Consider the following 21,353-nt stretch of genomic DNA (forward strand, 5'->3'; position numbering starts at 1 on the left):
GTCTACACCTATACGGTTACTAGCGGAGTCTGTGGAATGGACACGGCAGAGGTGAACGTGGTAATCGATTTGTTGCCCAATGCAGGGGAAAATGGGGAACTGGAGATCTGTGAAAACAATATGCCCGTGGACCTTTTCGACAGCCTTTCGGGCACACCTGATTTGGGAGGCGTTTGGACACCAAGCCTTTCCAGTGGAACAGGGGTTTTTGACCCTTCAACGGATGTCGCCGGTGTCTACACCTATACGGTTACTAGCGGAGTCTGTGGAATGGACACGGCAGAGGTGAACGTGGCAATCGATTTGTTGCCCGATACTGGTGAAAATGGGGAACTGATTATCTGTGAGAACAGTATGCCCGTGGACCTTTTCGACAGCCTTGGGGGCACACCGGACATGGGTGGTACCTGGTCGCCGGGTCTTTCCAGTGGAACAGGGGTGTTCGACCCATCAATAGACCTTGCGGGTATTTATACATATACAGTATCAAACGGTATTTGTGGTTCTGACAATTCAAGTGTGTTGGTTCAAAAAACCAATGTGACCCCAATAACAGATTATGATATCAATATTGTCGAACTAAGTAAAAACAATAGTATAGAAGTTATTATAAATACCAATTCTGCATTTGAATTTTCTTTGGATGGATTAAATTATCAGAGCAGTAATTTATTCATGAATCTCGTTGGTGGTGATTACAAAGTTTATGCCCGTGAAATAGAAGGTTGTGGTGTTTTAAAGATAGATGTTAGAATTTTGGACTACCCCAAATTTTTCACTCCAAATAATGATGGTCTGAATGATTATTGGAAATTACAAGGAGACGACAACAAAAGCTACTACATATATATATACGATAGGTACGGTAAACTATTAAAACAACTATCTCAATATGATGTCGGATGGGATGGTTTTTTTAATGGAATTCCCATGCCATCTAATGATTATTGGTTTAAAATTGTTTTTATGGATGGTATTGTGAAAAATGGTCATTTTACATTAAAAAGATAAATAAAATTAGCTTATTTCATTTTTGCTTTATGATGTTCTCGCGTCCATATAATTTTAGTTTTCACGGCTTTTTCACGAATTATTTTAATAAAATATTTAAAATTTAGACTTAATCAAAAACCGTATAGATTTTAAAATATAACTGTCTTGATTTCAAATTGACGTTTACAGAATGTTTAAAGCAAATTGCTTTGACATAAAATCGGTGTCGTTATGACGCTAAAGCATCAGAACTGATTTTATATCAAATAGCACAGCTATACGCAATTTGCCTCACTATAGTATCTGTTCTATAATGTTCTCGCGTTATGTTTCTTTGCTTAGGTATAAGCAAAGCTTACTTTCTCAAATTCCCTGAAAAGTTGGGCTAAAAACTTTCTTTTAATAAATGTAATGGAATACTGTTTTACCGAACCCGAACCTGTCCTGAGCGAAGTCGAAGGGGAGTGGGGGAGGTGAAAGTGAAAGTGTATGGAATGGGTAAAAACCCTAGAATTTTTAAGGTTTTTGTGTAATAAGTTTTCGTGCTCAATTCCTATATTTAAGAACTCCAAGTTATTGACTTCCTACGACTTACTTCCCCCTTTAAATACCCAAATATGGGTATTCCGTGATTTGTTTTCTCTTATTAAGTTACAAGGAAATATTACATCATAAAAACATTGGATTTATAAACTATATGAGCATAATACTTAATTAACTAAAAAATATTAGATATGAAAAAAACAGTTTTGATTCTGGTTGGTATTTTAATTGGAGCCCTGATTACATACCTAATTACAATGAATTATACTCCTTCTAATGAAGAAAGCATTCAGAAAATAGAGGAGGATGACGTGGAAATAAAAATTGATGAGAATTTCAAGAGTGTTTTTGAGCCCCAAAGCTCAACTTTAATAAAAATAGATGAGGCAGACTACGATATGGACAAATTCACAGAACAGCTAAAAAACTTAGAATTATCTAATGCCGCAATAAAAAAAGAAGATATAGACTATTTGGTACCGGCTGATTGCTGGGAAGATAGACCTAAATCTATTGAAGATTTAACAGATGGTGTTCTTATCGATGCTTATTCTTTTGAGAAAGGTGATGAAGGAAAATTAGGTTTGCTTGGATTTTTTGGAGTTGAATTGTCAAAAAAACAAAAGGTAATTGTTGTTGAATATTCACAGGAAGGAACTCAACGTTGTGATGGTGAAAATTATAAATATGGTGTAGGTGCTAGACTTATGATGAAAGTAACAAAATCGAAACGTAATGCAAAACTGAATACTCCACAACAAATAACTGCTAGTGCCATTTTTGGAAGGGCAGAAGTGACATATAGTCTAAAAACATTTGGTATTACAGGGCCAGGGGTAGCTGGATTGAGCAAATCAGGAGGGCTATCCGAAGATACTTATCAAGAATTTTTACAAGATATTTCCAATCTTATAATAGAAATGTATAAGGATGAAAGTCAGTTCATAGTAGACCCCAAACCACTACCAATTAAAAACCTTTGAAGCGGGTGTTGCAATCAACGACCGATTCTAAGCTTTTGAAAAAAGTTATAATTCACTAAAAAATTTAGAAGAGTAGTGTAGTATGGAAACAAAAGAATTAATAAAAGCATTTAAACAAGGCAAAACAGGTAATTGTGTTTCAATTGCAATTATAAAAGCTGGGATTCAAATTTTTGGTATTGATAAAGTATTTAATCATTTATGGGTGGATGATATATGTGAAGTTACTATGAGGGATGGGTACGAGTTATCATTTACCCGAGAAGAATTCATTAAAGGCGAGAAGGGATCTAAATTCCAGCTGTTAAACAATAAGGAAATTTTTGACTACGCAAATTTATGCTTTACGGTAATGGCAAAAAGAGCTCAAGTGGAAGAAAACGATGATTTTGAAAATATGACTTTTGAAAAAGCCATTGAGACATTGAATGACGGTGAATATTATAGACATGGTCCTGATTGGATTGGTCTCCAGTATAACATATTAAACACTAAAAGAAAACATGTTTGGAAACAAAAAGGAGTGGTCGGAGCTTCAAAAAAGCATTGTTTTTTTGCATCCGAAGGTATTGAAGACGATTACGGAAGAATCGAATACATTCGAGGTTTTGAGCGACGTTTTTGCAAATGGTATAGAGTAACTGAAAAACAATACTTTTAGCTTCTTCCAACTAAAAAATAGCAAGAAAATGGGTTTGGTCTTTTTAATTAAAAGTATTAAGAGTGATTTAGCAGAGGGTTATTTGATTTGGCCTGAAATGGGATTGGAAAGTCAAGCTATTTCTGGGCCATATGGAAAAGGAGAGCTGCCAAATGGTATTTACAATGTTCCTCGAAGCGGATTAATGAATAAATATGGAAAAAAAGGTTTCTGTGACTTATCAGGAAACTGTTGGTTTCAATATATCGAGCCGCAATTCATAACAGATAGAACGGAACTTGGCATTCATCCAGACGGAAATGTACCTGGAACACTAGGTTGTATTGGGTTACTCGACTCTGATACAAATAGTTGGCTTGAGGCTTTTAAATCTCTTCCAAATGGGCATATCGAATCCTTGGAGGTAGTAGAACATTACACATGATGGTTAAACTAAACCATTACTTTTTATTTAGATAAATCTCCATAACCGTCTCTTTGAGTTCCATAAGCACATGACAAACATTTTGGCGCTCCGTTTCTGAAAAAGAATCTGCAGGTAGGTAATGGAGCATATAAATAGCCTTGTCCAACCATTGTGTAAAGGAAAGTAAATCTCCTTCGTGGCATTCTTCAAAGTAGGAGAGGAGGGGGAGTAGGTTAATTTCATTGGGGGTCATATAGTTGGTTATTAAATTGTTGAAAAAACCGAAAAAGAAAAAAATATGTCGTTTGATTATTAAATATTTAATTAAAACGATACAATAATTAGCTAATATGAATCATAAATATCGTTTAAAGTTAATTATTAAAAACGAATTAGAGAACTAAGTTTGTTTAAAATGATACAGATTTAACGTAAAACGATTCAAATGAGCACTAAAAAGCCAATCAATAGAATTAGAGTGGTCCTTGCAGAACAAGACAGAACCAATAAGTGGTTGGCAGAAAGAGTAGGTAAGAGTAGAACCACTGTATCCAGATGGTGTACAAATGAAATGCAGCCCTCTTTAGAAACACTTCGTGAAATTGCAGAAGTTTTAGGAGTTGATATTCGTGAATTACTAGTGCCTACAAAAGCTTGACCAAAACATTTTATAGGTTTTATTATAGTGACATTCCTTAATAAATGAATGTATATTTTGATTTAAACATTTTCGACAGAATCGAAAAGAAATGCAATCTTCCTGAACAGGAAAAAATCATTTATTCTGAATTAGAAAGCTTAATTGTTGAAGAACAAATTACGGTTCCTTATTCAAATGCACACTTAAATGATTTATTTCGAGGATATCAAAAAAATCCAAATTTCATTGAAGGACATTTAAAAAATATAGAGCGTTTGACAAAAAACCTCTGTATATGTCAATATTGGAACCAAAAACAAGCTGTTTGGCATTTTAGAGAAATATTCGAATTTTTTGAAGAGAAAAAATCAGATTGGGAATTTGAACCAGAAACTTTTGAAGAACTATTTACTCAAAGTGGATTACCTAATTTACTTCTTCCATATAAATTTGTCAAGCTGGACGAATCATGGAAACAAGCATATAATTATGATCCAATGTTCAAATTAATGTTTCCAAAATCAAAAAAAGAAAACACTGTCTATGCAGTAATGGAGGATATTTATGAATTTCAGAAAAGACTAAAGCCGGATTATTCACTTTATAAAAAATATAAATCCCATTTAGGTAAAAGTATTAATAAGCTAAAAAATAGTAGAGAATATTTAAATTCTATAAAACAAAACTTTAATGAGTTACCTAAGCATCTGGATATATTTGAACTATCTGAATTGCATGTTCCAAAAAACAAATACGTCAAAAATGAAGCCTACTCGAAAATTTTAGATGTATTTTATAAGTATGATTTAAAAGGTTATAAAACAGATGCAAATTATAACAACATGTTTGATGATTCTCTCCATACATTTTATGCTGCCCATTGTGACTACTTTGTTACAAATGACGATAGGTGTAAGTATAAAGCTGAAAAAACATACGAACGGCTTAAAATCAATACAATTGTTATAAAAGCCGATGATTATATGATAATCAAAAATTTTAATGGTTAGCAGGATTTCAAACTTTTTTGGTCGAGCTGTGAAGAAAATGCGGGCCGGCGTTGGAGTGAATTTGTGGCTGGACACAATGAGCCATTGCCCTGGGCAGCGAAGCTATAAGACACAAAGAACGCGTGGAAGCATATTTTCTTCTTGATTTTTTGTTTCTTTTTTATCAAGAAAAAAGATAGGAGAATATAGCGTAATTTTGATAGAAATGAATTTAGAAAAACCGGTAAAGAGCTTTGATGAAGTTAGTATCACATTCATTGTTCTAATCTTTATCTCTATTATTTTTTCAATTTCAATTGCTTTAATGGCAGATATTTCTGCTAGCTCAGGCCATGGAGGATTGATTTATGTCATCGGACCAACTTTGGTTGGATTGCTGCTCATTGTCATCTATCTGGTCGTTTTGATTACTAAACCCCAATGGAAATATATTTTTGGCACCGCATTTATCATTGCGAATCTCATTACAGGTTTTATTTTCATGAATACAACTTTTTAAAAGCTATTTTAAAAAAGGGAAAGTTAGCAAGTGCTTAGAAATTTATGCGCTAGCTAAATTTTAAGCTTTTGCGACAAGCTGATGGAAAGTTCCTGAAATTTTTCTTTTCCAAATTCACAAGTAAACCAAAGGTTTCAACAAATACGAAAAGCTGAGCTTTTAATGGCGCTGGCCAAGTGGCTGAGAATTGCGTATAAAAATAAATGCAAGGGCATTTACTTTTTATGAAAGCAATGTGCTATTGGCCGAGCGGCTATTTTACATAGCGACAAATTATAGATACAAATGCAAAGATGCGGCGCAGCCGACCGCAAGTGAATGTTTCATGACCCCGTTGCAAATTTCAATCCATGACGCTCATATGAGGGATATTTTACATAATGGAAAATTATAGCTTACGGATGGCGAAACCCTTAAAATACAATATGACGGCATTTGTACTATAATTTACGTTATGTAAAATAGAATATTCAAAACCCTCCCCGCCAATATGTATTTAAAACAAATGTTTGATACGTTTGGCCCATTGTAACGGAATCTTGTACGGCGCGTAGCGAATGGGAACATCCAACCAGGTACCCCGCTTTACAATGGATTTTTTGTGTGAGAACAGATCAAAACTAAATTTTCCATGGTATCCACCAATTCCGGAACCACCAACGCCGCCAAACGGTAATTTTTTGTTACTGATATGGATCACCGTGTCATTAATGGTTCCACCGCCAAATGGATATTGCGCCATCATCCGTTTCTGGAAGCTTTTGTTATTGCTAAACACATAAAACGCCAAGGGTTTTCCATAACGTGTGATGATGTCATGCATTTCGTTCTCTGTTGTATAAGGAATGATCGGTAAAATGGGTCCAAAAATCTCTCCGGCCATCAAGGCACTGTCCATACCCGGACTTTCCACCAATGTGGGCGCTATATATTGGGTGTCATCGTTCCAATGTCCGCCAAAAAGAATGTTCTGCCTTTCAAGTTTTGCTTTAAGTCCCAAATAGTGCTTTGCCGTGGTAATCCTTGCAAAATCAGTCGATTCCTCAATTTTTCCACCATAAAATTCAGTGATTTTACCCTTCAAGGCCTGCACCAAGGCCTCTTTCTTGGATTCGTGCACCAAGATATAGTCCGGGGCGATACAGGTCTGCCCCGCGTTTAGGAATTTTCCCCAGGTAATTCGCTTTGCGGCCAGTTTTGTTTGGGCCGTTTCATCCACTACACAGGGATTCTTGCCACTGAGTTCCAAGGTCACGGGCGTCAAATGTTCCGCGGCACTTTTGTACACGATCTTGCCCACCTGCGTGCTTCCCGTAAAGAAGATGTAGTCCCATTTTTCTGCCAAAAGTTCGGTGGAGACCTCCACTCCCCCTTCCACAACGGCCACATATTCGGGTGGGAACACCTTTTTCATGATTTCCGCAATGATCTTAGAAGTATTGGGACTCAGTTCCGAAGGCTTTATTACGGCCGTGTTACCCGCCGCCAAGGCCCCAATCAATGGGGAGATCACCAGCATGAAAGGATAGTTCCAAGGCGCGATGATCAATACCTTGCCAAAAGGCTCGGATTGAATCCACTCCCTAGATGGAAAATTGGTCAAGGACGAGGCTACCCGCTTCGGTTGGCTCCAACGTTCCACGTGTTTGATGGCATATTTCAATTCGGCCAGGGCAAATTGGGTCTCGGTGGCCAGACTTTCAAAGCGGGGTTTCCTAAAATCGGCATAAAGGGCATCGCAAATGGCATCCTCCCTATCCGAAATTTCCTGGTACAGAAGCTTTAGGTATTGCTTTCGGAAGGCAACCTCATAGGTTTTATGTGTCGCAAAAAAATCATTCTGGTCCTGTACCAACTGCTTGATCATATTTCAATTGTTTCCCTAAATATAGCCAAACCTTCCTAAGGATATGGTATAAAAAAAGCACCGAGTTTATCGGTGCTTTTTTAACATCTTTCCAAAAATGATTATAAGGATATTTCTTCGCTCGCTCCGTTAGGATAGATCAATGTGGCTACATCATCGCACTCCCCTCCGCCAAAATCAATGGTTACGGCCAGTCCGTTTTTGGAGACCACCATCACCCCTGTGGTCAAATACTCACAGGCGGCACTACCTTGAAGGTCTTCCAAGGTTTCCACGGCATATACATTGTCATCGGCTTCCACGGTCCAGTGACCGGACAAGCTGAACACGGTGCTGGCAAGGTCTTCACCAAAGGTGATACCAAATGTTTTTTCACCCGCTTCGCTGATCACGCTACCATCTTCCATTTCGATGGACATGTCGCTGGTCACGGTAAAGGAAACGGTGGACTGCTCCACACTGGTATTCACTACATAGGTACGGGTACCATTTATTTTGATGGTGCCCACATAAAAGTCCACATACGTAGCGGTGAACGATGCGGTTTCCGTTCCGGCTTCATAGGTTACGGTAACGGTTCCGTTGATATTGTCGGTACCATTGAGCACACAATTGTTGAAAGTGGCCACAAAACCGGTTTCGGTGAATTCAGCGGTATAGCAATCACTGATCTTTGCTGTGGATATCTTTGCGGTGCTTCCGGCATAGATTTCCGCCAAGGCGTTATCGGCAACCCCGGCCACCTCATCGGTGGTCAAAATGGTCTGTAGTTCTGCTTGGGATAGTTTTTCGTCTTCGCTTGGCATGCCATCTTCGCTACAGGATTGAAAACCCAAAAGGGCCACTCCCATAAGGGTGACAGCATAAAATTTTTGTGTAAGTCTGATCATGTTACTTCAGTTAAGTGTTTACGGTGGTTAAACGGAGGTTGGGCAGGTTTAGTGTACTTGGAATGCACAGATCGATAAAATGCCGTGCCCCTCAATCCGATTTTCGGCGAATAGTGGTATCTTTCCGAATCAATTTAAACCGATTTCCCCATGAAGGCCCATAAAATTTTCTTCCTGCTCACAGTTTCCATTTCCCTTTTTCTTTCCTGTAGTGACGACGACGGTGGTTCAACAACTACGGAGGTGGATATTTATGGAACGTACGATTTGCAGGAAGTAAATGTAAGTGCCGCTGTGGATGTGGATGGAGATGGGTCCTCCTCTACCAATTTGATGGATGAAGCCGATTGCATTTCGGGTACGTTGATTATCCGCGAAAACATGACCTGGCAGTTTGAGCAGACCAATTTTACGGTGACCAGCATTACCAACAACCAATATTATGTCGATTGTGAAGGAAGCAGTTTGGGCACCGGTGCCTGGGCTAGTGATGGGGTACAGATAGCGTTTCAGGGAAGTACCTTACTGGGCACTCTACAGTTTAGCAATGATCGCATCACCAAAACCGAAGGGGAAGATTTACCGGGAATCAAATCCTACGTCTATGTAAAAAGACAATAGTTTTAATTTGGACGTCCGAGGTCTTCCAATAGTTGTTTGAACCCAAGGGCCACGCCATTGGTCCAACCGAAACCATCCTGTGTGGGGTACTCCCCTCCTCCCGAAAGTAGGGAAAGGTCTTCCACGTTGTATTTTTCCATCATTTTTCCGGTATTGGCATACACCTTTTCGTTTAAGGTGAGCCACCTTGTCATGATTTCCTTGGCCTCGTCCACGTAGCCATAGTTCAACAGTCCGTTAACAGCCAACCATTGTAACGGTGCCCAGCCATTTGGGGCATCCCATTGCTGACCGGAGTGGTCCAGCGTGGTGACCAACCCCCCATCCTTTAAAAAAGTGGACATGAGCACATCTTTCACTTTTTCTGCCTGTTCATCCGTGGCAATACCAAAAAACAAGGGGGATACTCCTGCCAAAGTTGGCGAAGGAGTCATGGCTCCTTTCTCAAAATTGAAATCGTGGAAATAGCCATCTTCCGCGTTCCAGAAATATTCCTGAATTGCTTTTTTTCTGGTTTCGGCAAGCTCCTGAAAATGATTTTGGGCGGATTTATCCCCTTTCAATCCATTGGCCTTGGCCAGGGTCTTTTCCATAAAATAAAGCAGGGAGTTCAAATCCACGGGCAAGATGGAAAGGATTTCGGTAGAGCCTAGCCCCCCTTCCTCGCCAAACCAACGGGAGCTAAAATCCCAACCAGATGCCGCGGCGGACCGAAGGTTTTTGTACAATAATTGTTTCAACGAATCTGATGGCAAAGAACTGGCCAGTAAAAAATCCTCTTTGTAGGATTCCGGTCTTGGCGTGTTGCCTGCATCCCAATAACGGTTAAGGGTGATGCCACCGTTCAGGTTGACTACTCTTTTTTCTGGGTCGATGCTGTCCCCTGCCCTAGTGCCTTCCATCCAATAGTTGTATTCCTTGGTCATTTCCGGAAGGTATTTTACAAGGAGTTGTTGGTCCTTTCTCGCAATGGCATCGACCATTAACGCAAAATAAGGCGGTTGGGAACGGGTTTTATAGTAATCCCTTGTACCGTTTGGTATAAATCCTATGGAATCGATCAAAAAAGCAAAATTATCGACCATGCTTTGGGCCACTTCCTGCTGTTCGTCCACCAACAGTCCTTCCATGGTGAAGTAACTGTCCCAATAATAGATTTCCTGAAAACGTCCCCCGGGAACAATGTAGTTATAGGGCAAAGCAATTCGGGTGGAATGGGAGATGACACTGTCCGGACTTCTTTTCAGCTTGTCCCACATATGCGAAATGTGGGTGTACATGTTTTGGGTGGTATCCAGTTCAAATTGAAGTCCCCTCATGGACTTGTCCTCAAAGTTTTCCAGTACAAAATCCTTAAGGCTAAATCCTTGATTATCTTTGCTTTGAAGGTATTCTTCTTCAAGTGTCGCTATATCCTTTTTGGGTACCAGGTCCACAAAGGTTTTGGAGTCTTCAAAAATGGCGGACATCTGCACGTCCTTAAACAGTTGGGTATCATAAAAGCTGACCGAATCGGTCTTGATCGGGGCATCTGTTTTGCAACTTATGAAGAAGACTACAATCAGGGTGCCGAATAACCATTTTTTCATTGTATTGGTATTAAACTATGTTTAAATATAGGATAATAACGGCAATTTGGTTCCGTTAAATCGTATACGATTTGTAATTTAAGGACATGGCCAATAATTCGGTACTTAGGGACCAGATCAAGGAACATCTTCTTTTTCTAATACGGGAAGGACGATTGGGGATTGGCAAGACTATCAATTTGGCGGCCCTTTCACGGGCAACGGGGATAAGTGTGACCCCTATCCGGGAGGCTTTGAGCCAATTGGAGCATGCCAGGGTCATCAAGGCGATACCCAACCGCGGTTTTGTAGTGGCCTCGTTGAGCAAGGAAGAAGCCAAGGATATCATTGGCACCATTGCCCAATTGGAGGTTATGGCCTTGGAAGCGTCACCATTCAAAAAGGAAACTGTGGAAATCCTAAAAAAGGTTCAGCAGACCATGGAAAACACCCCGAATGCTGAGGATGGACTCCAATTGCAACTACAATTCCATAGTTTACTGGTGCAAGGTTGCCAAAATAAGGTATTGCTGCAGGTTTTGGAAGATCTTAAACTCCGACTATCATTTTACGAGCACCACCTGATCAAGGAACCTCATTTTATTCAAAAATTGGTACGTCAGACACGTTCCATTGTTGAAGCGATTGAGGAAGACAATGTTCCCACCGCTGCACTGATATTAAAAATGAACTGGATGGCCATCTTGGAGTTAATGGAAGCCCAAATGGACGTTAAAAAAGGTTAATCTGTTGACAATCAAAATAAAATAAGTGTAATTTCGTTTTCGGTTAAAACACTTTGCCATGCAATTCTTGAACAAGGAAATCGAAGCCCTTTCGAAACGCAAAAAATCCCAATCATTGGTCAAAAAACAAGTTTCCTGTGGTATTTTCCAAGATTTGGAAGTTTTGGACTTGGATTCCAAAAAGACCATGACCAAAAAATAAGCCTACTCCCCTTTTGAGCTTAATTTTTGTTTGACCCATTCAAAATCGGTCTGGTTGTTGGCATTGTACAAGATGATGTCATCTTTCGGATGGACCAATTTAATATCCGATTCCATTAAAAAATCGCGCGGGGAACTTTTCCGGGTCTTTTCCACATATGCTTTGGCCGATTCAAGTCCCATCGGCTCCCAAATCGCAAACAAGGGTTCCGGAACATGTCCGTTATGGTGGGCATACGCCGTGGCGATTTTGTTCGTATCCCTTTCATTGACCAATTTTTTAAGGGCCGAAAGGTCCACGAAGGGAAGATCACAGGCAATTACCAACCAGGCCACATTCGGGTATTGATGGTGGGCACTTAAAATACTGTTGAGGGGTCCTTGGTATTGATCCTCATCCTCAATGACCGAAAAATTCCTTGCTTCCAAAGCCTGTGCTTTGCGGATACCGAGAAAAGCTGCTTCGCAAACCTGTTCCAAAAGCTGCATTAAATGATCTCGTTGTGGTTGGCCATGATACATAATCTGACCTTTCTCGAAACCCATGCGGGAACTTTTGCCCCCATCAAGGACCAAGCCGTATAAAGTATTTGGAACCTGTGCTCCCATTCCTTAAAGATAAGTACAGGAAGCCGATTATTACAAAGGATTTACATCCATACCCGTTCCGGAGGAGGAATTAAGGCCACCTCATCGTAGGAGTTGATGATTTCGTGGTCCTTGGCGTAATTGTGGTTTACGGCCACGGCCATTGAGGTCAGTTTTTTAAGTTCCGGGTAGGTATTGGCCAAAAATGCCTTCAATTCCCCAACGGTATTGGGTAATTTCTTTCCGGTTATGCTGGATGTGGGAACGGACAACGTGGGGCTGCCCACAATCTCTTTGGCGGTTCCGTACAAAAGTATCGTCATAATATCAACCTAATTAAAATAAAAGTCTGTCTTTGATTTTGGTTAGCTAGGTTGGTATGTAGTTTGGACAGGGAGCGCATCCCATCGGCGGGTGAAATTATTAAAAATTGTACAAGCGGTTATCATTTTAACAAACACCATGGTTTTTTAACTTTTCTTTAAATCAATTCCAGTGGCCCAAAATACTTTTCAGGCAATTTGTGCGTTTTGCATGCAGAACCTTAACTTTTTTTGAAAATGAAAAATGTATTTCGATATTTCTTCCTAGTTTCTTTGACCCTTGTTATTTTCTCGTGTGGCAATTCGGATGATGATGTCCGCTTCGACATCAACAACAGTGAATTGGGGCTTGGTGAAGAACCGGATGATTGCCTTGGTTTTGGTGAAAATGAGTTGTTACTCTCCATACAGGACGAATTCACTACCCTACCCGGAAAGGTCTCCATTCTTTTTAAGGTTTCCGATCTTTTGGGAAATCCCATTTCGGGCCTCACTGCTGATGAGTTCACCATTTATGAACAAGGAAGGAATGACGATTGCTTCAATTTGATATCCCCTTCCGAATCCCAAGCCAGGATTTCGCCAAATTCACAGGTGTTCAATAACAATACCCTTTTGGTGCTGGATTTGAGCAACAGTGTTCTGGAAAGCAGTTTGGATGAATTGAAGGCAGCTTCCACCAGTTTCATCAACAACGTAATGCCCTCTCCTGAAACCCCATCGTTTAAAATGGCCATTTATTGGTTTGATGGTGAGGACGAACTGCATTTGCTCAACGCCCTATCCTCTTCGGCTACCGAGCTAACGGCTGCCGTGGACGGGATTACGGCGGATATCAGCAACGATCCCAGTACGGATCTGTACGGTGCGGTGATCAAGTCCACCAAAATAGCTGAAGACTTGTTGAAGGCCAACTCCAACGTAATCGGTGCCTCTTCTGTGGTACTATTTACGGATGGTACCGATCAGGCAAGCCGTTACAAAGAATCCGATGCGCTGAAGGCAGTGGATGAAGCCAGCAGGAATATTTCTTATTTTACTATTGGGCTTGGGGCGGAAATAGATACCGAAGTATTGTCCGAAATCGGTAAGACGGCCAGTGTCTTTGCGGCCAACAAGGAAGAATTGGAGCTTACCTTCAATGAAATTTCGGAACGGGTTGCCGAGCAGGCCGACAGTTTTTACCTATTCGAGTATTGTACGCCCAAACGTGATGGCAGTGGCGAGAGCAATCTGGTCATTCGGTTGAGCCATGGTGGTCTTAAGGGAGCTGTGCAGACCAAATTCAACGCCAAAGGTTTTACGGGCGGATGTGAGTAAAATTGAATCCGTAAACACCGGGGTGTTTTTTGTATAAATCCTTATCTTGGATGTCAATAAAACTGAACAAACTATGACATTCCGAAAAAAATCTTTTCGCATTCTCTTTTTGTGCTTCATTTTTGGGGCCGCATTCAATACCTATGCACAGCATATCAGTCCTTTGGAAGGAAGATGGGACTTGGAAATGGACTTTATGGGCAAGACGGTCCCATCGTGGTTGGAAATCAGACATTCCGGTACGGCAACGTTGTTGGGTCGCTTTGTATTCGCCTTTGGTAGTGCCAGACCTATTTCTGAAGTGAAAACTTACGGTGACAATAAATTCACTTTTAGTATTCCCAATCAGTGGGAACCCAAGGGAAGTGACATGATCTTTCATGGTGAACTGACCGATGGCAAAATGAAAGGCACCATGATCTTCACCGATGGTTCCGTTATGCATTGGACCGGTGTGAAGGCACCTGAATTGGCCTATACTGAAAATCCCAAGTGGGACAAGCCCATCAATGTTTTCAATGGAAAGGATTTGACCGGTTGGCATGTGGACGGAGAAAAAAACCAATGGGTGATCAATGATGGTGTGTTGACCAGTCCAGAGTCCGGTTCCAACCTGGTTACTGATCAAAAGTTCAAAGATTTTAAATTGCATGTGGAGTTCCGTTACCCACAGGGAAGCAACAGTGGTATCTACCTTCGTGGTCGTTATGAGGTGCAGATTGTGGATAGCGAAGGCCTGGAACCAATGGATATTTACCTAGGTGGGGTCTACGGATTTTTGGAGCCCAACGAGAATGCCTCGAAACCAGCCGGTGAATGGCAAACGTATGACATTACCTTGATCGGGAGAAGGGTAACCGTAACCCTTAATGGTAAAACAGTGATTTGCGATGCAACCATTCCGGGTATTACTGGAGGGGCCATAGATAGCAAAGAAGGTGAACCGGGGCCATTTATGATCCAGGGGGATCACGGTCCCATTGAATACAGAAGCTTTGTGGTGACCCCACGTAAAGAATAGTTTACAACAACAAACAAGCATAAAAAAGCCCGATAAAATCGGGCTTTTATTTTTACTGCACCTCGGCAGGTTTGATCTTAATGTTTCTCCATTTTACCTTGATGCCGCCACCGTCATGTATCTGAAGGGCAATGGCACCTACACCTTCCCCAATTTTCTCATCGGTAAGGTGTACCATTTCAACCCCGTTCAGCCAAGTCACGATATCTGACCCATTCACTCTGATCTTCATAGTATTCCATTCCCCCATTTTAAGCACTTTTTCCTTTTCCGGTTCCGGTTGGATCAACCAACCACGACCATAGGATTCATAAATGCCCCCCGTATATTTTCCGGGAGGAGCAACCTCTACCTGCCAACCACTGACTTTGGTGCCTTCAAAGGTGGAACGGATGAAAACCCCGCTATTTCCATTGGCTTCCTGCTTGAATTCAAGGGTCAACACAAAATTTTTGTAAAAATCCTTGGTGGACAAATATCCGTACTCGGCCCTTGGCCCGCTCTCACAGATAAGCTCACCGTTTTCAACATACCATTTTTCTTCCCCATGGACTACCCAGCCGTCCAGGTTTTTACCATTAAAAAGGTCTTTGGCTTCTTGGGCCGATACCGTTTTAGTTACCAAAACGGATAAAAAAGCAAATGCAATAAGTTTTTTCATTATGTAGTCAATTTGAACAAGAAAGATATATAATTCTCTCCCAATACCGTCAAAAATGTAGGGTTTTTGGCCCAATAGTTGTTTTACCAATACAAACAACTACTGACATCCTATCAATAACTGAAGTTCAACCTCAAAAAGATTCGCTATGGATGTTGTAAAGGAAATTATTCAAAATAGTGCCATAGGACCCCTTTCTTATGGTTATAAAAGTGCCGTACTGATTCTATTCGGAGTTATCGTGGGCATTTTATTGATCATGTTGGCCCTTTTGCTGAGCCATGGTTCCGAATTAACCTTTCATTATGGCTATTAACGATAAATGAGTCCGTTTCCGGTTTCTTGATTCTCTAAAGGTTTATTCAGGTCGATTAGAAAACCGTTGATCACTGCATGGGTCAACTTTCCGTTTTTTTCCAGAAAGAAGGTCGGGTTCACTCCGGGCTGCAGATTAAAATCTCCCAGTTCAAAAGTTTCACTGACTTTGAATAGAGGCATCTCTACATAGGCCCCTTCTTCAGGCAATTTGCCCTTAACATAGGCAATGCCTTGATGCAAAAGCTCCAAAGGACTTGAAACAGTTTCCATAGAAACCACTTTTGGTGGTATGATCTTGTATCCTGTCGCATCAAAGGTCTCATAAGCATAGTAGGTGCTCAAATCCCCTTGGTCGCTGACGGAGCTTCGGTAGTAAAAATCATTATGACCTTTTTTGTCTATTTCATATTGCATGATGCCCAAGTCCAGGATATAATCCTTGCCCAAAAGCCCATAGGTGGCATTGGTAATCTTTAGGTCGAACAACATGCGGTCATTCTTTGGGATTTTCTCATAATCCTCCGTCGGAATGTTCTCATAACTTTTTGTGGCAATCGTATAAAGTGCAGACAGGATGGAAACGTAGTTCAATTTTCGTATTTCCTGCTTTTCACGATCATCGGGATATCCTCCGGATTCAATCAGAATAAGACTTGTCCCCCATTTGGCGATATTGTCCCCAAAAGCACGCGGTTCAAAATCATCACTATAGCGACCCACTTGACCGGGAGCATAATTTTGGATGATTTTGTTCATGAAAACAATGACTTTCATGGCCTTGGCCCTGACGTCGTTAATATCCTTTTCGTAATTGAAGGCGGTAGCCAAATACGAAATGGTAGCAGGTTTCTCGGTGCGTTCCGCATTGTAGTACCTACTTTGGTCGTGTAGGTTAAAGCCAAAGGAGGCGTCCAGACTATCACGGAGTCTCTTTAAAGTCTGTCCTTCAGGCGATTGTAAGCGGAGAGCATCCCTATTGATGTCCACACCCAAGGCATTCCTTCGTTGGAACACCTCTGCCCCATCAGGATTCAACATGGGCAAAAAGTGAAGTTTTAATTTGGAAAGGATGACTTCTTTCTCCTCCTTGAAATCCGGGGAGTCCAAAAAGTGGAAAATATCAAAAATGGCTTGGGTCGCGGTAGGTTCATCACCATGCATCTGTGACCAAAGAAAAATATTCTCACTGCCAAAACCTATACTGATCAAATTCAGGTCACGACCTTCGATGGATTCGCCCACCTTTTGTACTTCAAATTTAGGATTGGACTTCAGTTGTTCAATCAGGGGCTTTAGGTCGTTATGTTTGATACGCCTTTTCTCCAAAGAAGGCTCCTTGTACTTTTCATAGGTTTCGTACAATTTGGAAGTTAGGGCATCTTGGGCCGTGATGGTAAGGGACAATAATGAAATTGCCAAAGGCAAAAGTTTCTTGATCATCATGTTATTTTGTTGGAACGGGTTTAAAATTCAATTTTTTGGTCGCTCTGCGGACTTTTTCCACGAAATCCATCCCTGGATCTGTTTTGGTAGTCCGGTATCCATCGTCCACCTCCAGCCAAAGAGGGTGTCCTTCGAATAAAGTGTATTCTTGATGGCCGATGACATATTCGATATCATATTTTGACGCCAAATATTTGACCAGAAAAATATTGGCCTTCAATTGCTTCTTGGTCAATGGAAGTCCTTCGGTTCCCCCTACATTTTCGATGCCAATGGCACAATGGTTCAAGCCGATAGTATGGCGGGCCATAGTGGTTTCGGGCATCAAACGATAAATAGTGCCGTCCTGGTCCACCAAAAAATGGGAAGATACATTGAGTCCACTGACGTTTACCAAATCTGGCCTCCAATTGGGCAAGGTGGATCGGTTAAAGGCCGCAAAAGATTTTTTTAGAGATGGGATGGCTGTCCAGTGTAACACGACCATTTTTGGGGTAATTTGGGTGGAATCCTTTTCAAGACCATAGCGTTGGGCCATATATTCCTTGGTCAGCTCTATACGCTGATCATCAAAGATGATGGGGATGTCCACAATCTTTTTTTGGGTGGAACAGGCCATCATAAAGGCCAGTATTGCAATAATTCCAAACTTTTTCATTCAATAGTACTTAATGTGGTATCCAAGGGGACGGCATAACAGACCATGATTTTTTTTCTGCCCCATTCCCTGGCCTTTTTAATATCTTTCCCCATGTAAATGTCTATCCGATTGCGCCATTTGTAGTGCATCTTGTCCAAAACATAGAAAGTATCCGGAAAGGTATCGATTTTAACCATGGTATTGTGTGCCAATCCCAATTTTATAAGGTCACGGGAAACCGCAATGCTCTTCATGCCTGGTTTAAGGGTGTCACCCCAAGCCGCTATGGAAGGGCTGATGCTGTCCGTTTGCCAATGTACTGAATTGTAGGCCGAAGCTGTCACTTCGCGGCCAAACCATTCGTACAGGATAGGTTCCTTGACCTCAGGCTTTTTTGAGCAGGACGTTATAATAATAAAAATGAGTACTAGTTTCTTCAATACAGGTATCCATTTAGCTTTAAAAGTATGTATTTGTTTGCCTAACTCGGCAAGGGTACATAGGTTTCGTCGTTTTCCATCATGGGGAATAATTTTTCGGCCCATGCTTTTTTTGCCGATTCCAGTTTCTCTTGGTCCGAGGAAACAAAATTCCAATAAATATAACGTTCCTCAGGAAACGGCTCACCTCCGAACAACAATAAATGGGTATTTGGTTTTAAGTTGATATTGCAGGTATCCTCTACCTTGGAGACCAAAATATTTCCTTTTTCCACGGTTTCCCCGCAGGCCTCAATACCGCCTTCCACAATACAAATACCGATTTCCCCCTTTAACATTCCATTTACATTGAGGGTATAGGCCTCCTGATTGATAACTTCCACCATAAACAATGGGGAATGCACCGGTACGGGGGACTTTTTTCCATATCCCTCCCCAGCCACCAGTTTGAACTGGGTATTGCCCTCTTTCCATTGGGGAAGATCTTTTGCATCAATATGGTGAAATTCAGGGTCCATATCCTCGAGTGCTATGGGCAACGCTACCCAAATCTGATACCCATGGGCTGTAAAAACTTTTCCGTTGCGCAAGTCTTCCGGAGTTCGCTCGGTATGGGTGACCCCTTTTCCTGCTGTCATCCAATTGACCGAACCGGGACTGATTCTTTGGTGGGTACCCAAACTATCTTCATGGATGATGTCACCTTCCAACATAAAGGTCAAGGTAGAAAGTCCCATGTGCGGGTGTTGGTCTACATCCATATATTTGGAAGGTCCCAATTGGGTTGGCCCCATATGATCGATAAAAATGAAGGGGCCTATCATTCTTTTTTTACGGAACGGGATAAGGCGGCCGACCAAAAAATCGCCAATATCCCTGCTGCGTTCCTCAATGATCAATCCGATGTTTGACATGGGCTAAATGCTTATCTTTAAAAGCAGAAAGTTACAAATACATACCATAACCATGAAACTACTTAAGCGTGTTTTACTACTCCTTGTCATCGTCATAGGAGTAGTAGTCTACCTGAATTACCCCAAATTGAACATTATTTCCGGCTATGCAGCCAAAAATGTGGCCTCCGGAGTTTTTGTGGCCCATCGATCAGCGGCCTCCATGAACCAAATCGACAACAATGTCCCTTTGGTGGAACTGGCCGTTACCGAAGTGGATGAAAGTGAACAATCCGCATCTTCCACCGTGTATGGGTTGATGAAAAGAACAGCAGTGTACCGGGATGGTTTGGGTGCCGTGCTCATCAATGATGAATATGACCCTTCTAAACTTACCATCCGGCCCCAGCGTAACCAACCTTCGGATACCATTCCCTATCCATACGGTCAGGCAGCTCCCTTGGATTCCGTTTTTCCAGATGTGGACATGGATCAGATCAACAAGGCCCTTGCCATAGCATTTGCCAATCCGGAAACCCAAAAGACCCGGACCCTTTTGGTATTGTACAAAGGGCAGATTTTAGCGGAGAAATATGTGGATGGATTTGACGAGAACACTCCTATTTTGGGATGGTCGATGACCAAGAGTGTCCTGGCCACTTGTTTTGGGGTTTTACAGCATCAAGGTAAATTGAATGTGGAATGGCCCGCACCTATTGCGGAATGGAAAGATGACGAACGGAAAGACATCACGTTGAACCATCTGCTCCGTATGCAAAGTGGGCTTGCTTGGGATGAAGATTATTCGGGTATCTCGGACGTTACCAGAATGCTATTTTTGGATAGCGACATGACTGTGGCTCAAAAAGAGAAAAAGGCCATAGCCAAGCCCACGGAAATTTGGAACTATTCCTCCGGGACCACCAACCTATTGTCAGGAATTCTTCGGCAACAGTTCAGAAGCCATCAGGAATATTTGGACTTCCCCTACGCAGCTTTGGTCGATAAAATCGGCATGTACTCCATGGTTTTGGAGGCTGATATCGCCGGCAACTATGTAGGTTCTTCTTATGCTTGGGCCAGTACTCGGGACTGGGCTCGTTTTGGCCAATTGTACCTAAACAAAGGAAAATGGAACGGGGAACAACTCTTTGATCCTGAATGGGTGGATTACATTACTACGCCAACAATACATTCTGATGGTACTTATGGGGCCCATTTTTGGCTCAATGCCGAAGGCAAGTATCCCGATGTGCCCAAAGATTTGTTTTCCTGTAATGGTTATCAAGGGCAATATGTGTTCATGATTCCGTCCAAGGATTTGGTGGTTGTGCGTACCGGATTGGCCGAAGAACCCGATTTTGATGTGAACAGTGTATTGTCAAACATCGTAAAAGCGCTACAGTAAATCGAGTAGATGCCTTAAAATTGTGGGCAAACCACAACAAAGGGATACTTCACAACAATAATTTCATTTACCGGAACCCTGATACTACATTTACCATGTAATTAATTAAGAAAGTAATTTTTTCATTTTCATATAGTGTTCTCGTAAAAGAGTCTTGACCCAAGTGGCAAGGCTCTTTTTGGTTTTATACCTTTCTGTTGGACACGGATTCCATGAATAGCACCAAGTTAGACTCTGTTCGTTACTCTGAGCAAAGAGGAGAATCTCTTGCCAACAAACAAATAAGCTTTCCGTTTGACACGAATTTCACGAATGACACTAATCATGGATACTTCTGGTCATTATGAGTGCAGGGAAGAATCCCATGCTTCCACAATACATTTCTGTTGGACACGAATTTCACGAATGACACCAATTATGGATACCTCTGGTCATTCTGAGCATAGCGAAGAATTTCTTAAGGATGGATTTTATGGGAAAAAGAGGGGTGGATTTCACAAAAGCATGGGATTACCACAGCTACGAGTTACTTCACAACAATAATTTCATCTGCGGGAACACGCAAACTACTTTTACCATGTAATTAATTAAGAAAGTAATTTTTTCATTTTCATATAGTGTTCTCGTAAAAGAGTCTTGACCCAAGTGGCAAGGCTCTTTTTGGTTTTAT

25 protein-coding genes are annotated in these 21,353 nt (G+C 41.3%); 14 read left to right on the top strand and 11 right to left on the bottom strand.

Annotated features, from left to right (window positions below):
• The 4 genes from D2V05_RS00045 to D2V05_RS00060 all read left to right on the top strand — a co-directional run.
• Nucleotides 1-1,011, top strand: a 1,011-nt coding sequence (locus tag D2V05_RS00045; RefSeq protein ID WP_147378195.1) for a T9SS type B sorting domain-containing protein, incomplete at its 5' end; no start/stop codon positions are given.
• Nucleotides 1,012-1,727: 716 nt separating this feature from the next.
• Nucleotides 1,728-2,519 carry a hypothetical protein gene (locus D2V05_RS00050; protein ID WP_119645472.1) on the top strand — a complete coding sequence of 264 codons (792 nt, stop codon included), beginning with the start codon at nt 1,728-1,730 and terminating at the stop codon, nt 2,517-2,519.
• Nucleotides 2,520-2,601: 82 nt separating this feature from the next.
• Nucleotides 2,602-3,180 carry a hypothetical protein gene (locus tag D2V05_RS00055; protein WP_119645474.1) on the top strand — a complete coding sequence of 193 codons (579 nt, stop codon included), beginning with the start codon at nt 2,602-2,604 and terminating at the stop codon, nt 3,178-3,180.
• Between the two features lie 28 nt (nt 3,181-3,208).
• Nucleotides 3,209-3,604, top strand: a complete 396-nt coding sequence (locus tag D2V05_RS00060; protein WP_119645477.1) for a hypothetical protein — start codon at nt 3,209-3,211, stop codon at nt 3,602-3,604.
• Between the two features lie 16 nt (nt 3,605-3,620).
• Here D2V05_RS00060 and D2V05_RS00065 read toward each other — a convergent pair whose 3' ends face one another.
• Nucleotides 3,621-3,839: a hypothetical protein gene (locus tag D2V05_RS00065; protein WP_119645479.1), complete on the bottom strand. Its 219-nt coding sequence runs from the start codon at nt 3,837-3,839 to the stop codon at nt 3,621-3,623.
• 192 nt (nt 3,840-4,031) lie between these two features.
• On the opposite strand from D2V05_RS00065, the gene D2V05_RS00070 reads away from it, so the two are divergent.
• The 3 genes from D2V05_RS00070 (at nt 4,032) to D2V05_RS00080 (ending at nt 5,735) form a co-directional block, all read left to right on the top strand.
• Nucleotides 4,032-4,244: a helix-turn-helix transcriptional regulator gene (locus D2V05_RS00070; RefSeq protein WP_036385062.1), complete on the top strand. Its 213-nt coding sequence runs from the start codon at nt 4,032-4,034 to the stop codon at nt 4,242-4,244.
• Between the two features lie 44 nt (nt 4,245-4,288).
• Complete coding sequence (locus tag D2V05_RS00075) at nt 4,289-5,236, top strand: hypothetical protein (RefSeq protein ID WP_119645481.1); 948 nt, start codon at nt 4,289-4,291, stop codon at nt 5,234-5,236.
• A 205-nt stretch (nt 5,237-5,441) separates the two neighbouring features.
• Nucleotides 5,442-5,735, top strand: coding sequence for a hypothetical protein (locus tag D2V05_RS00080; RefSeq protein WP_119645484.1), 294 nt, complete (start codon nt 5,442-5,444; stop codon nt 5,733-5,735).
• Nucleotides 5,736-6,231: 496 nt separating this feature from the next.
• On the opposite strand, the gene D2V05_RS00085 is transcribed toward D2V05_RS00080, so the two are convergent.
• A complete protein-coding gene (locus tag D2V05_RS00085) occupies nt 6,232-7,602 on the bottom strand; it encodes an aldehyde dehydrogenase family protein (RefSeq protein ID WP_119645487.1) in 1,371 nt (456 codons plus the stop codon).
• Between the two features lie 101 nt (nt 7,603-7,703).
• On the bottom strand, nt 7,704-8,492 hold the full coding sequence (locus tag D2V05_RS00090) for a hypothetical protein (protein ID WP_119645489.1): 789 nt from the start codon (nt 8,490-8,492) through the stop codon (nt 7,704-7,706).
• Between the two features lie 150 nt (nt 8,493-8,642).
• Here D2V05_RS00090 and D2V05_RS00095 point away from each other — a divergent pair, with 150 nt between their 5' ends.
• On the top strand, nt 8,643-9,113 hold the full coding sequence (locus tag D2V05_RS00095) for a hypothetical protein (RefSeq protein WP_119645491.1): 471 nt from the start codon (nt 8,643-8,645) through the stop codon (nt 9,111-9,113).
• A gap of 2 nt (nt 9,114-9,115) precedes the next feature.
• Here D2V05_RS00095 and D2V05_RS00100 read toward each other — a convergent pair whose 3' ends face one another.
• Nucleotides 9,116-10,702 (bottom strand): trehalase family glycosidase, encoded by a 1,587-nt coding sequence (locus D2V05_RS00100; RefSeq protein WP_119645493.1) that lies wholly within the window; start codon nt 10,700-10,702, stop codon nt 9,116-9,118.
• Between the two features lie 86 nt (nt 10,703-10,788).
• On the opposite strand from D2V05_RS00100, the gene D2V05_RS00105 reads away from it, so the two are divergent.
• Nucleotides 10,789-11,427, top strand: a complete 639-nt coding sequence (locus tag D2V05_RS00105; RefSeq protein WP_119645495.1) for a GntR family transcriptional regulator — start codon at nt 10,789-10,791, stop codon at nt 11,425-11,427.
• Between the two features lie 58 nt (nt 11,428-11,485).
• The gene (locus D2V05_RS19595; RefSeq protein WP_182859199.1) at nt 11,486-11,629 is read left to right on the top strand and encodes a hypothetical protein; all 144 of its coding nucleotides are present in this window, start codon (nt 11,486-11,488) and stop codon (nt 11,627-11,629) included.
• A gap of 2 nt (nt 11,630-11,631) precedes the next feature.
• Here D2V05_RS19595 and D2V05_RS00110 read toward each other — a convergent pair whose 3' ends face one another.
• Both D2V05_RS00110 and D2V05_RS00115 read right to left on the bottom strand, forming a co-directional pair.
• Nucleotides 11,632-12,237 (bottom strand): NTP transferase domain-containing protein, encoded by a 606-nt coding sequence (locus tag D2V05_RS00110; protein WP_119645497.1) that lies wholly within the window; start codon nt 12,235-12,237, stop codon nt 11,632-11,634.
• Between the two features lie 41 nt (nt 12,238-12,278).
• Nucleotides 12,279-12,539 (bottom strand): MoaD/ThiS family protein, encoded by a 261-nt coding sequence (locus D2V05_RS00115; protein ID WP_119645499.1) that lies wholly within the window; start codon nt 12,537-12,539, stop codon nt 12,279-12,281.
• 237 nt (nt 12,540-12,776) lie between these two features.
• Here D2V05_RS00115 and D2V05_RS00120 point away from each other — a divergent pair, with 237 nt between their 5' ends.
• Together D2V05_RS00120 and D2V05_RS00125 are read left to right on the top strand one after the other, a co-directional pair.
• Complete coding sequence (locus D2V05_RS00120; RefSeq protein WP_119645501.1) at nt 12,777-13,859, top strand: vWA domain-containing protein; 1,083 nt, start codon at nt 12,777-12,779, stop codon at nt 13,857-13,859.
• A 73-nt stretch (nt 13,860-13,932) separates the two neighbouring features.
• The gene (locus D2V05_RS00125) at nt 13,933-14,880 is read left to right on the top strand and encodes a 3-keto-disaccharide hydrolase (RefSeq protein WP_119645503.1); all 948 of its coding nucleotides are present in this window, start codon (nt 13,933-13,935) and stop codon (nt 14,878-14,880) included.
• Between the two features lie 52 nt (nt 14,881-14,932).
• On the opposite strand, the gene D2V05_RS00130 is transcribed toward D2V05_RS00125, so the two are convergent.
• A complete protein-coding gene (locus D2V05_RS00130) occupies nt 14,933-15,541 on the bottom strand; it encodes a 3-keto-disaccharide hydrolase (protein WP_119645570.1) in 609 nt (202 codons plus the stop codon).
• Nucleotides 15,542-15,689: 148 nt separating this feature from the next.
• On the opposite strand from D2V05_RS00130, the gene D2V05_RS19600 reads away from it, so the two are divergent.
• On the top strand, nt 15,690-15,857 hold the full coding sequence (locus D2V05_RS19600) for a hypothetical protein (protein ID WP_183114752.1): 168 nt from the start codon (nt 15,690-15,692) through the stop codon (nt 15,855-15,857).
• Here D2V05_RS19600 and D2V05_RS00135 read toward each other — a convergent pair.
• Genes D2V05_RS00135 through D2V05_RS00150 form a run of 4 tightly spaced genes read right to left on the bottom strand, consistent with a single transcriptional unit; the run spans nt 15,854 to nt 19,296 of the window.
• Nucleotides 15,854-17,302: a M14 family zinc carboxypeptidase gene (locus D2V05_RS00135; RefSeq protein WP_183114753.1), complete on the bottom strand. Its 1,449-nt coding sequence runs from the start codon at nt 17,300-17,302 to the stop codon at nt 15,854-15,856. The two genes, D2V05_RS19600 and D2V05_RS00135, sit on opposite strands and share 4 nt — an antisense overlap.
• A 1-nt stretch (nt 17,303) precedes the next feature.
• On the bottom strand, nt 17,304-17,960 hold the full coding sequence (locus D2V05_RS00140) for a peptidoglycan recognition protein family protein (protein WP_119645506.1): 657 nt from the start codon (nt 17,958-17,960) through the stop codon (nt 17,304-17,306).
• On the bottom strand, nt 17,957-18,382 hold the full coding sequence (locus D2V05_RS00145; protein WP_235855345.1) for a 3D domain-containing protein: 426 nt from the start codon (nt 18,380-18,382) through the stop codon (nt 17,957-17,959). The genes D2V05_RS00140 and D2V05_RS00145 overlap by 4 nt, the downstream gene beginning before the upstream one ends.
• A 41-nt stretch (nt 18,383-18,423) precedes the next feature.
• Complete coding sequence (locus D2V05_RS00150; RefSeq protein ID WP_119645508.1) at nt 18,424-19,296, bottom strand: pirin family protein; 873 nt, start codon at nt 19,294-19,296, stop codon at nt 18,424-18,426.
• Nucleotides 19,297-19,348: 52 nt separating this feature from the next.
• Here D2V05_RS00150 and D2V05_RS00155 point away from each other — a divergent pair, with 52 nt between their 5' ends.
• Nucleotides 19,349-20,683 carry a serine hydrolase domain-containing protein gene (locus tag D2V05_RS00155; protein ID WP_119645511.1) on the top strand — a complete coding sequence of 445 codons (1,335 nt, stop codon included), beginning with the start codon at nt 19,349-19,351 and terminating at the stop codon, nt 20,681-20,683.
• Nucleotides 20,684-21,353 lie beyond the last annotated feature (670 nt).

The organism is Flagellimonas pelagia (assembly GCF_003584135.1).
GTDB lineage: Bacteria > Bacteroidota > Bacteroidia > Flavobacteriales > Flavobacteriaceae > Flagellimonas > Flagellimonas pelagia.

Excerpts from the sequence above, each read along its gene's own strand:
- D2V05_RS00050 (WP_119645472.1), top strand. The coding sequence starts at position 1,728 with ATGAAAAAAACAGTTTTGATTCTGGTTGGTATTTTAATTGGAGCCCTG.
- D2V05_RS00055 (WP_119645474.1), top strand. The coding sequence starts at position 2,602 with ATGGAAACAAAAGAATTAATAAAAGCATTTAAACAAGGCAAAACAGGT.
- D2V05_RS00060 (WP_119645477.1), top strand. The coding sequence starts at position 3,209 with ATGGGTTTGGTCTTTTTAATTAAAAGTATTAAGAGTGATTTAGCAGAG.
- D2V05_RS00065 (WP_119645479.1), bottom strand. The coding sequence starts at position 3,839 with ATGACCCCCAATGAAATTAACCTACTCCCCCTCCTCTCCTACTTTGAA.
- D2V05_RS00070 (WP_036385062.1), top strand. The coding sequence starts at position 4,032 with ATGAGCACTAAAAAGCCAATCAATAGAATTAGAGTGGTCCTTGCAGAA.
- D2V05_RS00075 (WP_119645481.1), top strand. The coding sequence starts at position 4,289 with ATGAATGTATATTTTGATTTAAACATTTTCGACAGAATCGAAAAGAAA.
- D2V05_RS00080 (WP_119645484.1), top strand. The coding sequence starts at position 5,442 with ATGAATTTAGAAAAACCGGTAAAGAGCTTTGATGAAGTTAGTATCACA.
- D2V05_RS00085 (WP_119645487.1), bottom strand. The coding sequence starts at position 7,602 with ATGATCAAGCAGTTGGTACAGGACCAGAATGATTTTTTTGCGACACAT.
- D2V05_RS00090 (WP_119645489.1), bottom strand. The coding sequence starts at position 8,492 with ATGATCAGACTTACACAAAAATTTTATGCTGTCACCCTTATGGGAGTG.
- D2V05_RS00095 (WP_119645491.1), top strand. The coding sequence starts at position 8,643 with ATGAAGGCCCATAAAATTTTCTTCCTGCTCACAGTTTCCATTTCCCTT.
- D2V05_RS00100 (WP_119645493.1), bottom strand. The coding sequence starts at position 10,702 with ATGAAAAAATGGTTATTCGGCACCCTGATTGTAGTCTTCTTCATAAGT.
- D2V05_RS00105 (WP_119645495.1), top strand. The coding sequence starts at position 10,789 with ATGGCCAATAATTCGGTACTTAGGGACCAGATCAAGGAACATCTTCTT.
- D2V05_RS19595 (WP_182859199.1), top strand. The coding sequence starts at position 11,486 with ATGCAATTCTTGAACAAGGAAATCGAAGCCCTTTCGAAACGCAAAAAA.
- D2V05_RS00110 (WP_119645497.1), bottom strand. The coding sequence starts at position 12,237 with ATGGGAGCACAGGTTCCAAATACTTTATACGGCTTGGTCCTTGATGGG.
- D2V05_RS00115 (WP_119645499.1), bottom strand. The coding sequence starts at position 12,539 with ATGACGATACTTTTGTACGGAACCGCCAAAGAGATTGTGGGCAGCCCC.
- D2V05_RS00120 (WP_119645501.1), top strand. The coding sequence starts at position 12,777 with ATGAAAAATGTATTTCGATATTTCTTCCTAGTTTCTTTGACCCTTGTT.
- D2V05_RS00125 (WP_119645503.1), top strand. The coding sequence starts at position 13,933 with ATGACATTCCGAAAAAAATCTTTTCGCATTCTCTTTTTGTGCTTCATT.
- D2V05_RS00130 (WP_119645570.1), bottom strand. The coding sequence starts at position 15,541 with ATGAAAAAACTTATTGCATTTGCTTTTTTATCCGTTTTGGTAACTAAA.
- D2V05_RS19600 (WP_183114752.1), top strand. The coding sequence starts at position 15,690 with ATGGATGTTGTAAAGGAAATTATTCAAAATAGTGCCATAGGACCCCTT.
- D2V05_RS00135 (WP_183114753.1), bottom strand. The coding sequence starts at position 17,302 with ATGATGATCAAGAAACTTTTGCCTTTGGCAATTTCATTATTGTCCCTT.
- D2V05_RS00140 (WP_119645506.1), bottom strand. The coding sequence starts at position 17,960 with ATGAAAAAGTTTGGAATTATTGCAATACTGGCCTTTATGATGGCCTGT.
- D2V05_RS00150 (WP_119645508.1), bottom strand. The coding sequence starts at position 19,296 with ATGTCAAACATCGGATTGATCATTGAGGAACGCAGCAGGGATATTGGC.
- D2V05_RS00155 (WP_119645511.1), top strand. The coding sequence starts at position 19,349 with ATGAAACTACTTAAGCGTGTTTTACTACTCCTTGTCATCGTCATAGGA.